Here is a 15,991-nt window from a genome sequence, read left to right as displayed (position 1 = left end):
TTGATCAACCCGACTTCGCATCGACCGATTTTGCCAGCGCGAAGATTTCATCAGCATCCAAAACTTTGTCGTTGGATTCAAACAATGATTGGATTGCGGCTCGGTGGGTTTTCATTTTCAGACCACCGACGCCCACAGCACCGTAGCCGACGGACGCGGAATGCTCTTGAATCTTGGCGGCCTTGTCGGTGACCGACACGCCGTCCAGTCCTGCGGGAGGCACGGCGTTCAAGTCCACCGCCACCGCCAGGTCCGTCGCGGACCGCAGATCATCCGACGACGCCAGTTGCACGCCCGCGGCCCCGCAAGCGATCACGATTTGGGCGTCGGACAGAACTTTGCGAAGGCTGCCAGGCGCGGCCGTCTCCGCCGCCCGCAGAGGACCGGAATCCGATTCCGACAACTGCTGGGCAATCTGATCGCAAACCGTTTGGGCACGCGATTGCGACCGGCTGGTCACGGTCACCGATGCGCCGTCGGTCGCCAGTAGTCGCGCCACGCGTTGACCGACCGGCCCGGTACCTCCCAGCACGACGGCGGACGCTCCCGCCAGCGTGACATGGCGTGCGGCTGCCACGACCGCCGCGGCGGCCGTGGTGTTGCACCCGTTGGCGTCCAACATCACCGAGACACGAACGGGCCCGAAGAACGTTTCGGTGACCCGGCGCAAGAGAGCCTCAGCGCTGGAGACGTCGCTCCCGCCGATGAAGATCGCGGTGTTGCGAAGATCGTCACCGCCGCGGGTGAACATCGCCCCGTGGACCAGCGACTCGATCGCGGTCGCCTGCACGCCCGCGAATGGAATCAAATGCTCAACCCCCGCATCGATTGCGACCACCGCGTCAAACGAACTCGGCTGGGGATCGCAATCGAATTGAAACAGGATGCGTTTGGGCATGCCGAAATCAGAAGTTGCCCTTGAACGGGTGAGCCGCCGAATCCTTCTTGGCGATCATCTCGTCGGCAGTCGGCTTGCCACCCATCGCGTTGACCAACGACTGCTTGACCGCTTCGTAGTTGTACTTGTAGATCTTTTCGTCGTCTTCGGCTTCCGGGTGGATGAAGACGCCGCAAACACAAACCAGGTCTTCCGTCTGATCCTTCGGAATGACTCCCTCGCTGACAGCGTCCGCGACGGCCTTCGCCACGGCGGCCTGAGCCGGACCGAACATCTGCACGACCTGCTTCATGCCCTTCAGGGTGACTTTCGTGATCATCACGGTGGACGGCTTGACCGCCACGTTCGGCTCCAGGACCGCCAGCAGGTTGGTGTGGCCCTCGCTTTGCGTCGACAAGGCGTTGGCGAACGCGACGCCCACCGGGCCATCTTTGCTGCCGATCATCAAATCGATGTGCGCGACCTCATTGCCATCGCCCACCAGGGCTTCACCGATGTAAAACTGCATTTGAGCTACCTGTCAGAAGGAAGGTGTCTTGGCAGACCGATGGGGAAACACATGTCCGTTGCCCCGCAGAACGCTCCGGAATCGCCGCAGGTGCGTTTGGGGTGGGTCTGGAGTGTTCGAAAAGCTAACAAACCGCCGTCGCGATGCAACCACCCGACCCCAAGGAACTGAAAGGCCGGTCACCGGAGGCAGCGGGCGACCGATCAAAACACGAATCCGAGTCCATCGACGGGCGCCAGCCTTCTTCCCGGCCCCGGGCGTCGGTTGCCGCTCCGCCGTCCCCTTCCTCCGGCGATCAGGTGCTGCTGATCGGAGGTTCGGTCCGGGCCGCCGCGGAATCCGCGCGTCGCGCCGGCTACGCTCCCGTCGCAGTGGACGGTTTCGGAGATCGAGAAACGCTCGTCGCGTGCGATGCCTGGCATCCGATCGATGCATTCTGCGGCGGTTCAGGCAACCCACGAGAACGGGAGGATGCCCAGACTCCGGGTGACACCGGCGGCCAGGATTGTTTTGCAAAAGCCGTCTCGCCCGAAACCCCGGTCATCATCGGGGGCGGCCTGGTGTCCGGGTTTCGATGGCTGGAAAGTTGTCCGCGGCGGTTCTTGACCGCCACGCCACGGCAGATCCGCAGCCTGCAATCGCTGCCGATTCTCCGCCGCATCGCCCATGAAGCGGGCGCGCGCTTTCCCCAAACGGTTTCCAGGACCGACGCCTTCGCGCCGTCGTCATCCGGACGCTGGGGGCGTTGGTTGACCAAGAATGCTGTCAGCTGTGGCGGCCTGGGCGTTCGCTGGCACGACCATGCGAACCCGCAACCCGATCGCGACGGTGCTTCTTACATCCAAGCCTACGTGAGCGGGCGACTGGTCGGCGCCAGCTACTTGACCGACGGGGAACGAAGCCTGTGCCTGGGAACCTGCCGCCTGCTGCGCACCCGCATTGGAGATCGCCCGTTTGTGTTTGCGGGAGCCTTCGGTCCGATCGAGTTGCCATCCGATCTGCAGAGCCGGATCGAGGCCCTGGGAAGTGCCGTGGTCCGGCAGTGTCGACAAGACCCAAAGATCGGTCCGATCCGAGGACCATTCAATATCGACCTAATTGTCAACCAAGGACGTGTCACGATGTTGGAGGTCAATGCCCGGTGGAGCGGTTCGATGGAGTTGGTCGAGCGGACGTGGAGCGAGTCGTTGGATCTGCCTTGTTCCCTGTTTGATCCCGTGGATCTTTGGCTTGAGCGGCTCCGCACGTATCCGAAATGCTCCCACGACTACACGCTCAAACGGATCTGCTTCGCCCGTCGCCGGCTGAGATTTGATCCCAGCCGGTTTGAATCCTTGACGGTGCCGAACGCTCATCTAACCGACACGCCAGGCGGGCCGACGTCGTTTGATCCTGGAGAACCCGTTGCCACACTGATCACGAAAGTCCGGCGCAATCGGGTCGGTTGTGATCTAAGGTCGGTGCGTCCCTTGCGGCGACGCATCGCAACCCCAGAGCTCTGTCAGCATTTCGGGAACGTTGGCAGCAGGTGATGCCGCGCGTGCCGCAAGCCGGATCAAGACCGAATCAGGGTGCGTCCACTTCATGCAGTGTGGCACCCCGGTCTTCGCTCAAGACCAGGATCGAATAACGGCTAGCGCTTTTGGCGTCGGCCGCGCTGATGCTGGTGTAGTCGAACCGACCGCGGCCATCGGTGTAGCCGTCCTTGTAGAAACGGATGTCGCCGTTGGGATATTCCGCATAGACCTTGACGTAGGCTTTGACCACCGGGCGATGCGTGCTGGCGTCCGTCGTTTGCAACTGGCCGAACGCCTCGCTGACGTAGGTCGTCAGTTCGCCGCCGTAGTAGAGCGCCGTCCCGCGAGAGGCGCCCACGGTCGCTTCCACCAGCAGGGTCTGGGCACGCAGGTCTTCGGGGATCGGAATCCGAATGGTCCCCGTTTGCGAGGGCGTGTCGACGACATCGCTCTTGGTGGGGCGAACCATGGCGATCCGCTGCAGGTCCTTTCGAGCGAACGGTGCTTTGCTGAACAGCAATTCCAAATCAACGCCGTACAAGTTGATGTCGACACGATCCGTATTGCGGTGATCCAGCCGGATGCTGTCGTCTTCGACTCGCACCATGACCTCCGGTACGGTGGCTGACGCCTGACTGTTTGCCCGGTTGCGATCGGCGATTGCCAAATCCGCCGATTTCGTTGAAACGCTTGATTCGTCAATCGCTTTGTCTTGATCGGGGGCGGAGACCAGTTGTTGGGAATCCATCAACTCGAACCGTTGGCGAATCTGCAAATTCATCTCGTTGAATCGCGTGTTCCAACGGGGCACGGGGTGATCCGCATGCCGGCGTGCGATGGCCAGAGCATTCTCGAAATCGCCTCGGTGCATCGCCAGGTACCCTGCCAGGAAATCATATTGGAGCTGGCTGGGGACGGCTTCACGATTCAACGAGTCGAAGAACTTGATGGCCTCCTCGATCCGGTTCTGCAACAGCAGGTAATAAGTCAGCGGCATTTTCTCCGTGGGTTCGATGGAATCATGGAACCCCAATCGTCGAACGAATTGCTGGTAGTGTCCCAGGAACGTCGGATTCAGGATCTCATCGACGTCTCCCAATCGATGAATTCGGGCCCGCACCAGGGGAGCGTATTCCAAGTGCTCGTAGAATCCTCGCTCGATTGGATCGATTGAAAGTAGCGTCGACTTGATCACCGGCCCCGTGCGGGCGATCAGATCATCTCGAAGCGACAGAAAACGTCGCATCGCTTCGGGATCATTGTGATGGAAGCCGTACGCCCAAACCTGGGCTTCCGGAAGCTTCACTTGATCGAGGGCGTCGGTGACGACATCGAAAACCTGGCGGTCTTTCAAGCGATGCAGCACCAGCGACCAATCCAGATCATGCAGATTAGCATCCTTCAGATAATCCTGGATCTGTTGGGCCGATCCGTCACGCGCGATCGATTGCCAGGTCACCGTGTCATCGGGCCACTGGTCGGCGACACGGAATTCTTTGGCGTCCGCCCAGGCCAGCAAGTCATCACCGCTGGAAACCGTAGCGGGGTAATGCACGAATTCACCTTCGCGGGGAAAGTAGAACTGGTACTGCACCGCGGAGACGGCAAACGGCGCGAGCGTCACGGTTTTGCTGTCGGTGACTTGGCTTCCGGACAACGGCAGGCTGCCGGCCGGGATTTGCCAGAACAGCTCGACGATCTGTTCGGTTGCCGTCGGGTTGGAGACGACCACCCGACCTTCATACGCCTCGCCCGTCAGGAACCGATCCGGCTCCGTCGCCGCCTTGCCAGACTGGTTGTCCTCTCGCAACCGGCGGAACATTTGACCGATCATGACGCTGGATTCTGAGGGGTCCTTTTGCAGGGAACGAAGTCGTTTCGTCACCAGCGCCACGGGATGGGCCGGACGGTAAACGGTTTCCGGCTCCACCGGCAATGAAATCTCGCCGGCGGACAGGGGCAGGCCGGACATCGCCAGCGCCACCAGCGCCGCATGTCGGCTTTCGGTGGGCCGCAGCAAATGCCGCGACACCGCCGGTGCCCCCTCGTTCCCCTGCCATGACGCTTCGGCCAAATCGCTCCAGAACGGATTGATGGGGATCAGATTGATCGGCGAGGGTCCGCCGACGACACGGACGTGGTCCCAATGGCTTTCCGCCCACTGCTTGGTGCTGTCTAGACCCTGATAGAACATCTGTTTTCCGGCCAAACCGCTGGTTCGTCCGAAGTACATGCGGGAACTGAGCTCGCGATTTGAGGACCGGACTTCTTCTTGGAGCCGGATCGCTGCTTTTCGCCGACCATTCTTTGCATCGAGGGCAGCCGCCGCCTCCGGCGAGTTGACCGAAAGAGAGTCCGACAAGCCCATGAAGGCGTCTGCGTCGGCCATCCCCAAGCTGCCGCCCATTCCGCCACGCCCTCTGAAGCGACTTAAGCCATCGGCGTCCTCATCCCCCATTGCCATTTCCTTCTCTTCCAATGCCCCGAACTCAAACATCACCTCCGAGCGCAGCGCGCTTTCGATCTGTTTGCGTTGGCGGTCGAAATCGTCGTCCATCAGGTCCACGGTTTCCAAAAGGTCTCGTCGCACCTTGCTGCGCAATTCGGGAACGCGTATCGCGAGCAAAGCTCTCTCGGCCGCGGACAACGATTGATACTTCCAGACCGACGCGTACTGCGACAGGTCTTCGTCGAGCAACCAGTGATCGACCAGCTGTTTTTCCTTCTTGTTGGCCAAGTAGGGACGGATCACTTCGTTGAAGAATTCGGGATCATGCATGCGGAGAAACAGGTGCAACTCGTGACACGCCAGCTCCGAATAGGAATCCAACTTCTGCTGTTTGGACAGCGCGTTCCAGCGGCCCAGCACCTCAAACTCTTTCAGGCGGGAATCGCTCACCAGGGTCTGATACAGCTGCAGCAGCGACGCCACATCGCCGTACACCTGAAACTGTGCTGAGCCCAGGGTTTTCAGATCGAGCGGTTGCTCGGCGGAAACCACCGACACGGCGCGTTCAAAGGAAAACGGCTTGTCGGCCGGCAGTGCCTTCGCCAGCCGCAGGTCTTCGACCTCCGGTCGATTGAGCTCCCCGGAAACGGTTTTGCAAAGCACCGTAGCCGGATCGGCCACAACCAAGCGGACGATGGGCATGCCGGCAATCACATCGGCGGGAATGGTCACCTTGGCCTGCGCGTCCGGGATCAGGTTGGACACGACGACGCCGGCGTCGGACAGAAAATCAAAGTCGGGGGCCACCACCGCGGCTTCGGACTTGGCTCGATCGGCGCCGCGTTGTTGCCGGGAAAGTTCCGATGCGGGGGCCGCCGATGGCTGTGGTGCATCGCCCGCCTGGGCACTCTGGCTCTCGTTGGATGTCGTCTCTGTCTCCCAGGGGTTCAGCAAAATGCTCGGCTGGGGCAGCATCACACCGGGATACTTTGCAGCGTACTGACGTCGCAGCACGTACTCGTATTCATCCCCCAGACGCAAATCGCTGACGTAGCCGCAGCGCGCCAGCGACAATCCACGCCCTCGCAGAGTTGGCGTTCCGAGATACAGATCGTCCAGCGGAGAAAGACGGTCGAAGTACCGTGACGCGATGACGTGAACACGTGCGAAATCGGTGTTACCCGACAACTGCACCGCCAGACTGCCGTCCGGATTGACCTGAACGTCTTGGATGGAAAGCGGAACGGCGGCGGACTGTTCCTGGTGACGGATCTTGCCGACCAAAACACGATCAATCACGCGCCCATCAATGACCGTCACCTGCGTCGAGTCCCCGGTGACTCGATCCAACAGTTGCAGATTGCCGGCCGGCAGGTCAGAGGCAGTCAAGAAGCCGTTGTCGATCTTCAGTCGATCCGACAGATCGGATCGCATCTTGCCTTCACGGATTTCCAACAGTCGGTAACTGTCAGCGGTTCGCCCATCCACCACCGGCAATCGCAATGCCTGGTCGGTCGACAGGTTGACGGCTTGCGGCCAGATTTGCTGATTGAGTTGCAAGTCAAATTGATGCTGACTGCGTTCGGCGATTCCGTACTTCAAACGCGTGACGTGATCGAGCAGCCCCAATCGGATCTGTCCCTGATCGTCGGACTGCAGGTACTGGCTGGGTTGCGTCGAACCGATGTCCAAATCGAACTCCAATCGCACCGTCGCACCGACGACCGGTTCACCGCTCCGCCCTCGGGTTTCGATCACGAAGCTGTCGCTGTCACGCGTTAAGAAGGCATCGACCGTCTGGTCCGTCCGTCGGACACCGGCAACATCGACCGCGTGCTTGACCTGCAACTCTCGCTTTCGGCGATCCGACAATCCGATCACATGGCCGGAAAGTTCAAACTCAATCGAGGCCAACCGCGGGGGAACACGAAAGGTGAGGGCAAGTTCCTTGCTTTGATTCAGCTCCAGCTGGTCGAATTGCTTGCTCGTCTGAATGCCTTCCAGATCGGTCGCCACCACGCGCACCGTGGCGTCCTTCAAGACCGCCGGATCGATCGGGTTGCCCCCGAGCAACAACCTGGGACGCACCAACAAATCGGCGACGTGCCCTGATTGAAGCAGGGTGTGGTCGACGAAGAATCCAGCCTGCAGCGAGTAGTTCTCCTGCAGGTGTTTGAATTCGATGGGCTTGGCAAGCTTGCCGTCGGAAACGATCGCCTTGCGGTCGACCGCTTCGGACACCATGGGAAGGAACACGCCGCCATCATCACCCGCGGTGAACTCTTGGTTGCCGACATAGATCTTCGCGTTGGGGACCGGATTGCGATCTTCGTCCAGGATGGTGATCTGCATTCCGTCGGCGTCGGCGGCACGCACCGTTTGCAGGTCACCGCGTTGGATCAGCGTGCGGGCCCGGCGCCCCTGACCGACCAGGTCGATGATCCAGACGCCGCGACCACTGCATTCGGGCAGCGCGATCGCTTCCCGATGACGCTCCACCGGCGGGCGGTCGTACTGAAGTGTTCGTTCGTGCGTGGCGATCAGACCGTCCAAATCAACATCCGTATCCAACCGCTGGTCGTTGCCGCGATAGTACGCCAGGGCGTTCATTTCGTAGATCCGGACCACGAGCGTTTCGATGTTCTTCACATCGACCAGCAGTTCGCTGTCCTGGTCATCGGAATAGCGGCGGGGATTCTGCGGCGCGAAACGCAATTCAATTTCGTCTCGCAACTGCTGTCGTTCTGCGGCGGACAGCATCTGGTAATAGGTCTGGGGATTCTCCGCTCCGGCCATCAACTTGGTGCGTGCGAAGACCCGACGCAGATAATCCGCTTGCAGAAACCGTTCGAACTTTTTCGTATCGGCTGCATCCCGCAGGAAGTGCTCCAGGTAGGTCTCCACCAATCCTGTTTCGTCACCGATCGGGGGCAGAATCGCGATTTCGGTGAAATCGTCGGTCGGGTTGGCTCGGACACTGGATCGTTCCAGGACCGGGCTGATGATCGGGCTCCGCCGGGGCAACGACAGGTAGTGAAGGAACAGGGCTTCATCCCAGATCCCGAACTGCAGGTTGGCTTCCAACAGACGGTAAGCCGCGGAGGCTTTCAGCGAGTTGTAAGCGGGCGGCAGAGTGCGCACATACTTTTCGACCTCCACCAGGTATTCGCGGCGTTCGCGTGGTTGCTGGCTGATGTCCACGTCGCCACCGGGACGCAGTCGCCGCAACTTTGCGTTGACCAGCGAGTTATCGTCGGCAATGGCGGGAACCGACTGGGCCACGCGTTCGAGCTCCTCCAGCGTCAGAAAGTCATGCGCCGTCAAATCGCCGAACCTTTGTTCGCGCGGTGGCCGTGACTTCAATTCCTGAATGACCAGTTCGTCAAGTTGCTGAAGATAGGCTCCGTCGACGCGATTGAGAAAGTCGTGCAGCGAAATCGGCGTCTTCGCATCACCCTGCAAGTACATCCCCGCCGCGATCCGCAGCCCGGCCGGCGACAACGAAACGTTGTCACGCAAAGAGGCTTGCACCCAACGTTCGCGATTGAGAAAGTCCGGATCCAGTTGGCTGGGAAAACGCCGGGTTCCCTTTCGGGCCGGCGGCGAGTGATTCAGTTGGATGCCCAAACGTCGAACGAAGTAGTCGACCGTCTGCTGCGGCGACTGGTCGTACGTCAACAACCGCTGGCGATCGGTCATCGAATGGATCAACGCGGTCATCTGGCCTTTGCGGCTGGCAACCCACTCATTCAGAATGGCATCGGCGCGGGCCAGTTGGTTCGTGTTCTGGTAATGCAGGCAGTGATAGAAGTAGTAGTCTTCACTTCCGGGAATGAGCTCGGCCAAGACCGCTTCGCGGTCCTCGGCCAGCGCAAACCGTTCCATCAGTCCGATTGGTGCAGCCATGAGCGTTGTTGGGGTGACAGGGAGAGGTATGGCGCCAATGCCCAACAGTCCCCAAATCAGAGCACAAAACATTCGATTTCGCGACAGCATGACTGTTCACCGCGTTGCGTGAAGAAAAGTGAAAAGTGGGGGGGCGACAGCGCCCGTTCCGGCAAATGTCGACGGTCTCCGCAGGAAGACGGATGGCATCGAGCCACCACCGCGTTGCGACCGCATTGCCGCGTCAACGCCTCCAATCGGAACCCGCCAGAAACGGCGCCTCGCTGGATCGATCGGTCACAACCATCGCTGCCCAACCGCTTTGGGATCCCCCAAGCGTAGGCCGAAAATGGCGTCCATTCGCCCGATTTCGATTGCCCCGTTCGAATCCCGGCAGCAGCACCTCCGCCGTCGATCATCAACCTAGCCGCTAGGAGCAACGAAGAGGGGAACGATTTCTTAGGGGGTCTGGGGAAATTTTTCCGGAAACCCCGACACCCCACGGCAGGGGAGCCAGAGATCCGGACGCGTTGGGGTCGCGGCCCAGTTTGGCGGACAACTTTCAGCAGACCAACTGTTTCTGCTTCCGCCGGCGCCGTCCAGCGAGGCGGACCCGCGATCAGGTTGGTTCGATCGACTCGATTGCCAGTTTCAGCTGGTTGCGGGCTCGGCTGAGTCGGCTGCGGACGGTCCCGATCGAGATCTCCAGGATTTCCGCGATCTCCTCGTAGGCAAATCCGTCCATCTCGCGAAGCACCAAGATTTTCCGGTGCTCGTCGGACAACAGGTCCATTGCCCGCCGAACCAGTGCGACCCGTTCGTCGCGCAACAGCGGTTCGTCGACACGATCCTCATCGCTGACGACTTCCAGACCGGTCTCGGCTCGGACCTGGTCCAGGGAGACTCGGGCGCGTTTCTTGCGCCGTCGCGTCAGGGCGCTATTGAACGCGATCCGGTAGATCCAGGTGAAGAACTGGCTGTTGCGCTGGAACGTGTCCAATTTGATGAAGGCGCGGATGAAGGCGTCCTGGGTCACTTCCTCGGACTCTTCGGCGGACCCGGTCACTTGCAGCATCGAAGCGAACAAGCGGTCCTGGTTCTGGCGGACCAGTTCGGCAAAAGCGGATCGATCCCCGGCAAGCGCCCGATCGATCAATTCGGGCTCGGTCATTTCTCGCTTGCCGCCCAAGTCCGCCGATGCCCAGATGAGAAAAGCGTGTCGTGTAGGAATACGCCACCCGGATGCCGGCGGCCCGCTGCGAATTGTAAACGCCCGCGCCGCCGGTGTGATCCGCTGGACTGGGTAAAACTGGACTGAGTAAAACGAGCCAGGGCAAAACGAGCCAGGGTAAAACTGGACAGCGAATGACGGGACGGGGGCAGCACTGCGATCGACAAAATCCTGCCGGCGGCCGCGTTTACTGGCCGGACGTTTCCACCTCACGTCGTGTCAGGATTCCGTCGGCATCGGCATCAAGCGAGTCGAAGGTTTTATGCAATCGTGGCGGCGTTTGCTCGCGTGACAATTCTCCGTCACCGTCGCGATCCAGCTGGTCGAACGTTGCCAGACGCGCCGCCCGCGCGGCGCGCTCCCGCCGGCTCTCCGGAGACGTTTCCGGCGGCTCCGCCGAGGCATCGTCGCGGGGCACCGACAAATGAAAGTAACCGATCATCATTTCATCCCAAGTCTGCGGCCCCCAACGGACGGTTGCCTGAGGATCGGGGTTGTTCGGGTTGTCATCACTGTTGTCAAACACGGCGCGGCATTCGATGCGATCGCCCGGTACGACTGGCAACGGATCCTCCAGGACGTACGTGGTCTGCCAATTGAAATCGTAGGCCGGAACCGACAACAGGGTCTGGCCGCTGGACCGCAACCGGTACTCGAACGATTTCCCACGCACGTGCATGTGAGGGCTCATGCTGAGAAGTTTTGCTCCCGGGGGCAGTGGGGGGCTGTTCGCGGTGACGACATGGTCGGATTCCTGCGGAGGGATGGTGAAGCGTGTCTGGACCGCACTGGTCGTTTGGATTTCGTGCGTGACCTCCGACGGATCGACCAGGCACAATCCCAACTGGCTTTGATCGGTGACGGGGCGTCCGATCGGCGTGTAGTGGACCTGGAAGATCAAGTCGCTTCCGGCGGGAATTCGCTTGGCGTGTCCCTTAGGCCACGGTTGGACACGGGCACCGGGCACATAGCCGACCAGGAACCCGCGTTCGCCGTCCAACTCGCTGCGTTGTCCCTTCTCCGCCGCGAATGCCAGGATGTGATGAACGACCAATCGGTTCCCCGGCTTGAACTCGGCGGCTTCAATCCACACGTCCTGCTCAAAGCCCGGATCAACACGAAAGTACTGGTATCGAATCGCGCCCTCGGCGGGCACATCGAACGGTTCGGGGCTGACGTTGAAAACCTTGTCCGGCTCTCGCGGCAACTGCCAGCCGGCGACTCGGTCGGGCAGCGGCGGCAGGTGGCTGAGGTCGCCGGCCGGGGCTCCCGCTTCGGCCCAATCGTACAGCGTTTGCTTTTCCTGATCCGTCAACCGGCGCGCATTTGCGAAATGGCCGTGCTCGGGATCCGCGTGCCAAGGCGGCATCCGTTGTTCACGCACCACTTCGGCAATCATTTCCGCCCACCCGGCAACCTCCTCGTACTCGGTCAATGCGAACGGAGCGATCTCACCCTCGCGATGGCATTGCACGCAGTGGCGGTTCAGGATGTCGGCGACCTGACCGCCATAGGTGACGTCGGCATCCGGATCGACCGGATTGGTGCGTCCGATGATGCAGCCCACCGCGTCGGTTTTCTCAACCGACACGGGTTGTCCCGCGACCAACTCTTCGATGGCTTGGCGAAGATCATGGCGGCGAGGTTCATCCCGGACGTATCCAATGCCGTACTGGTCATCCACGCGGCCGCGATAGCGAAGTCGGCGATCGGAATCGAACACAAAGACTTCGGGCGTGCGTTCGGCGGACAATTCATCGGCCAAACGCCCGCCCGCGTCCTTGACGATCGGAAAGGACAACTGCTGACGCTGGGCGAAGGACTGGATCTCTCGCAGAGAATCGTGCCGGTTGCTCATCACCCCGAGCACGCGGACGCCCTGTGCTTGCCATCGGTCTTGCAGCCCCTGCAGCCGGGTCGCGTACAGTTTCGCCAAGGGACATTCGGTCCCCAAAAAAGCGATGACCAGCAAATCGTCGGACTGGAAATCGGACAGCTGCCAGCGACGCCCCCGGTAGTCGTCCAAATCGATCCGACTCAGTTGAGCGGCAAAACTCCCTTCCAATGCCGAGCCATCCCGACCAGGTTCGGCGGCTTGCACGGTTGGCATTCCGCCGAGAAGCGTCGCCAAAACCAAAACGCTTCCTAACAGCGGTCGATTTGCGGCACGGCACTTCGCAGCCCGCTTGCTGACAAAAAACTGCTGCCCACGTTCAACCCACTGTATCCCTGCAACTTGACTCATTTCCACTCACCTGTGCCTGATCCGGTCCTGCCGAGCGCTTTCGCATCCAACCCGGCTCGTTATAGGATACCCGGGCGAGGCCCCCAAAGTTTCGGCAATTCCCCTGGAAAAATGATCGCCAACGCTCTTCATTCGCTGCTCGGCGTTGCCGTCGACGTCACCGCAACGCGGCCGCTGGGTGGAGGCTGCATCAGCGAAGTCATGGTGGCCTCGATCGCACCCGGGGATGCCTCCAGTTGGCAACAGCTGGAACACGTGCACCACGGCCAATCAAAAACGGAGCTGCTGGTCAAACGTCACGAGCGCGCCATGGCATCAAACTTTCGCTGCGAAGCGGATGGGTTGCTGGCACTGGCCGAGGCCGGCGCGATTCGGATTCCCAAGGTTTACGCCACGGGGGTGGTCGACGACAGCGCCTACCTGGTCACGGAGTTCGTACGGTCGGATTCCGCTGCGTCCCGGTCTCGCACGGCGGGGCAATCCGTCTTCGCGACGTTTGGACGCCAACTGGCCGACTTGCACCGCGCGACCGCGGGTGATCGGATCGGCTGGACGGAGGACAACTTTCTCGGTTCTGCTCCTCAACCCAACGGCGGCTGCCAGACCTGGGCGAGTTTTGTCGCGGAACGCCGGATCGGTTTTCAGACGCGGTGGGCGACCGATCAGGGACTGTTGGATCCGGCGTTGCGATCGGCGTGCGATCGCATCGTTGAAAAAATGGACGCCCTGCTGGCAGGTGGCGAGGACCGAACCAGTTTGCTTCACGGCGACTTGTGGAGCGGCAACTACCTGTTCGACGCCGATGGCAATCCGGTGTTGATTGACCCGGCCGTGTATCACGGGTCACGCGAAGCGGAATGGGGCATGCTCCGTTGGATGGGTGGCTGCCCGCCGGAATTCGAACAAGCCTACTTGGATCAATGGCCGCTGCCGGACGGCTGGCGGAGGCGTGTCCTGGTCTACGAGCTGTACCACCAGCTGAACCATCTGAATCTTTTCGGCCGGTCCTATGCATCGGCCTGCCGGCGAACGGTCGGCGAGATCTTGGGCTGACGCCGGTCGCGGACTCTCACTGCGGTGAAACCAGGACGCGCGTCGGCGGCATCTCAGCGATGCGCTTCGACCGCCCGCCGCACCTCCGATTCGTCCACGTCGCCGACCAATTCCACGGCACCGATTCGGCTGGGCAAGATGAAACGCAACTTGCCGTGGGCCACCTTTTTGTCGCGTCCCATCACCGGCAGCATCGCATCGACGTCGGCATCGGGAAAACGGACGGGCAAACCACAGCGGGTCAGCAACGTCGTTTGTCGCTCCAGCAGATCTGCATCGCATTGCCCCAGCTGGATCGCCAATGACGCGGCCATTTGCATTCCGATCGACACCGCCTCGCCATGCAACCACTGGCCGTATCCGGCGGTCGCTTCGATGGCGTGCGCAAACGTGTGCCCGTAGTTCAAGATCGCACGTCGCCCACTGGTTTCACGTTCGTCTTCTTTGACCACCCGCGCTTTGCACAGACAGCTTTGACGGATCGCATGTCGCAATGCCGCCGGATCACGATTCACCAACGCCGAAGCATTGGATTCCAACCAGGAGAAGAACGCGGCATCTTCGATCACGCCGTACTTGACCACTTCGGCCAAACCGCTCAGGTAGCTCCGTTCGGGGAGCGAATCCAATGAGGCGGTGTCCGCCCACACCAGATCCGGTTGCCAGAAGGCGCCGACCATGTTTTTCGCCCCGGCAAGGTTGATTCCCGTTTTTCCACCCACGCTACTGTCGACCATCGCCAACAGGGTGGTGGGTACCTGGACGAAGCGGATCCCGCGAGCGTAGGACGCGGCGACGAAGCCGGCTAAGTCTCCCACCACGCCACCGCCGACCGCCACGACCACGCTCCGCCGATCGGCACCCGACTGCAAGATCCAATCCAGCAACTCCGCGTACTGCTGGATCGATTTGCTGGGTTCACCGGAAGGCACGGCGCGGCGATCGACTCGGACGGCGGAAGCTGAGATTTTTTCGCACAATTCCTGTGCCCAAGATTCGACCGCCTGATCGTAAATCACCAACGCATGAGATAGATCCCCCGTCGCCTCCACCAGCGCAGCGGCAAAACGCCCGGTTGCCAGGGTGGCAACATGAATTGGATAACTTCGGTCACCCAGTTCGACCGTCATCTGACATCCGTCGGCACCGTCGCCGGGAGAGGAATCGCCCGAGGCAGGCATTGATGCAGCAAGTGGGGGCTTCATGGTCAAACGAGGCTGGGTTCTGGAATGTGGATCGAGACGTGGCGGCAACGGAGGCCACGGGGGTCGTGAAACCAGCAGGTTCGTGAAACACGCCCGTCAGCCGGCCCACACAGTATGAAACAATGAATTTCCCTGGCTAGCTGGGCGGAAGCAACCTTCCGCGGCAATCGATTTTGATGAACGCTGAAATCAACGAACATCCGGACAAGTACAACGATCCGCGGGTCCAGATCACGCGACGCGGATTGCTGTTGGCCGCCTTCGTCGTGCTGTTTGGCATCTGCGGCGCCGCGTTCAGCATTTGGGCCCGCCGCACCCACCTGGATCGGACGCGTGCGTTCTGGGGGGATGAAGTGATTGAAGCCCTGCAGCTGGCCGAAGAGATTCACCTGCAGCCGTCTCCGGAGAGTGCCGGACCCTCCGACCTGATTCGCTTGACCGGCATGCCCGGACTGGGACACCTCCGCCACGTGTTGCTCGATGAACGCAGCTACGACTGGGACACCGCCCGAGAGGATTCGATCGACGGACGCATCGGCCAGGAACCCGCCATGGAATTGCAGCTGACCGATCCGACCGCGCGCCGGTTTCCCGACACGCAAATCGTGATTGCCCTGGACTCCGGCTGGGTTGGGCTTCGCGGCGGCAATCGCCAGGTTTGTCTGAACGATCGGTTTCGAACGGCGATGCCCAACTTTCTTCGCCGGATTGCCAATTACGAACCGATTCGCGCGGAGAATCGGAAGCAAGACGCCGCCCAGGAAGCCCCCTGAATTCCGTTCGGACGGCAGACCCGGCGATCCGATGGGTCGTCGGATGCGTAATGAACTTGGCAGAGGCGGCCCCGATCAGGCACGGCCCCAATCGCGAATCAGCATTGCCACCGTCGCCCGCCGGAGGCATTGCTGCCAATTCCACGCTCTGACGCGCGTGGTGGTTGCCAAGGAACGCTGTCCCGCAAAATCAACTCGATGTTGGTCAGTGTTCAGGTGGCCAGTGT

The 15,991-nt window shown here is 61.0% G+C and carries 9 protein-coding genes; 3 read left to right on the top strand and 6 right to left on the bottom strand.

All coding sequences use genetic code 11. The features are described 5' to 3' along the window. Positions 1-4: 4 nt before the first annotated feature. Positions 5-898 carry an NAD(P)-dependent methylenetetrahydromethanopterin dehydrogenase gene (locus FYK55_RS00380; protein WP_150074026.1) on the bottom strand — a complete coding sequence of 298 codons (894 nt, stop codon included), beginning with the start codon at positions 896-898 and terminating at the stop codon, positions 5-7. Positions 899-905: 7 nt separating this feature from the next. Beyond that, positions 906-1,406 carry a formaldehyde-activating enzyme gene (fae, locus tag FYK55_RS00375; RefSeq protein ID WP_150074025.1) on the bottom strand — a complete coding sequence of 167 codons (501 nt, stop codon included), beginning with the start codon at positions 1,404-1,406 and terminating at the stop codon, positions 906-908. 143 nt (positions 1,407-1,549) lie between these two features. Here fae and FYK55_RS00370 point away from each other — a divergent pair, with 143 nt between their 5' ends. Next, complete coding sequence (locus FYK55_RS00370) at positions 1,550-2,938, top strand: ATP-grasp domain-containing protein (protein ID WP_150074024.1); 1,389 nt, start codon at positions 1,550-1,552, stop codon at positions 2,936-2,938. Positions 2,939-2,972: 34 nt separating this feature from the next. Here FYK55_RS00370 and FYK55_RS28860 read toward each other — a convergent pair whose 3' ends face one another. The 3 genes from FYK55_RS28860 to FYK55_RS00355 all read right to left on the bottom strand — a co-directional run bounded on the left by FYK55_RS28860 (position 2,973) and on the right by FYK55_RS00355 (position 12,733). Beyond that, on the bottom strand, positions 2,973-9,278 hold the full coding sequence (locus tag FYK55_RS28860; RefSeq protein ID WP_161604221.1) for a hypothetical protein: 6,306 nt from the start codon (positions 9,276-9,278) through the stop codon (positions 2,973-2,975). 598 nt (positions 9,279-9,876) lie between these two features. Then, positions 9,877-10,428: an RNA polymerase sigma factor gene (locus FYK55_RS00360; protein WP_150074023.1), complete on the bottom strand. Its 552-nt coding sequence runs from the start codon at positions 10,426-10,428 to the stop codon at positions 9,877-9,879. A 247-nt stretch (positions 10,429-10,675) separates the two neighbouring features. Continuing rightward, positions 10,676-12,733, bottom strand: coding sequence for a redoxin domain-containing protein (locus FYK55_RS00355; protein WP_150074022.1), 2,058 nt, complete (start codon positions 12,731-12,733; stop codon positions 10,676-10,678). Between the two features lie 111 nt (positions 12,734-12,844). Between FYK55_RS00355 and FYK55_RS00350 the strand changes: the two genes are divergently transcribed. Next, complete coding sequence (locus FYK55_RS00350; protein WP_150074021.1) at positions 12,845-13,786, top strand: fructosamine kinase family protein; 942 nt, start codon at positions 12,845-12,847, stop codon at positions 13,784-13,786. Positions 13,787-13,839: 53 nt separating this feature from the next. Here FYK55_RS00350 and aroB read toward each other — a convergent pair whose 3' ends face one another. Next, positions 13,840-14,916, bottom strand: coding sequence for a 3-dehydroquinate synthase (gene aroB / locus FYK55_RS00345; protein ID WP_235908313.1), 1,077 nt, complete (start codon positions 14,914-14,916; stop codon positions 13,840-13,842). A 251-nt stretch (positions 14,917-15,167) separates the two neighbouring features. Here aroB and FYK55_RS00340 point away from each other — a divergent pair, with 251 nt between their 5' ends. After that, positions 15,168-15,764, top strand: coding sequence for a hypothetical protein (locus FYK55_RS00340; RefSeq protein WP_150074019.1), 597 nt, complete (start codon positions 15,168-15,170; stop codon positions 15,762-15,764). Positions 15,765-15,991 lie beyond the last annotated feature (227 nt).

The organism is Roseiconus nitratireducens (assembly GCF_008629675.1).
In the GTDB taxonomy this organism is placed as follows: Bacteria; Planctomycetota; Planctomycetia; order Pirellulales; family Pirellulaceae; genus Stieleria; species Stieleria nitratireducens.
The sequence above is the reverse complement of the archived record's forward strand: the minus strand, read 5'-3'. Positions and strand labels throughout refer to the sequence as shown.

Bases quoted from the DNA above. Each gene is read 5' to 3' on its own strand.
- FYK55_RS00380 (WP_150074026.1), bottom strand. From the start codon at position 898: ATGCCCAAACGCATCCTGTTTCAATTCGATTGCGATCCCCAGCCGAGT.
- fae (WP_150074025.1), bottom strand. From the start codon at position 1,406: ATGCAGTTTTACATCGGTGAAGCCCTGGTGGGCGATGGCAATGAGGTC.
- FYK55_RS00370 (WP_150074024.1), top strand. From the start codon at position 1,550: ATGCAACCACCCGACCCCAAGGAACTGAAAGGCCGGTCACCGGAGGCA.
- FYK55_RS28860 (WP_161604221.1), bottom strand. From the start codon at position 9,278: ATGGCTGCACCAATCGGACTGATGGAACGGTTTGCGCTGGCCGAGGAC.
- FYK55_RS00360 (WP_150074023.1), bottom strand. From the start codon at position 10,428: ATGACCGAGCCCGAATTGATCGATCGGGCGCTTGCCGGGGATCGATCC.
- FYK55_RS00355 (WP_150074022.1), bottom strand. From the start codon at position 12,733: ATGAGTCAAGTTGCAGGGATACAGTGGGTTGAACGTGGGCAGCAGTTT.
- FYK55_RS00350 (WP_150074021.1), top strand. From the start codon at position 12,845: ATGATCGCCAACGCTCTTCATTCGCTGCTCGGCGTTGCCGTCGACGTC.
- aroB (WP_235908313.1), bottom strand. From the start codon at position 14,916: ATGACGGTCGAACTGGGTGACCGAAGTTATCCAATTCATGTTGCCACC.
- FYK55_RS00340 (WP_150074019.1), top strand. From the start codon at position 15,168: ATGAACGCTGAAATCAACGAACATCCGGACAAGTACAACGATCCGCGG.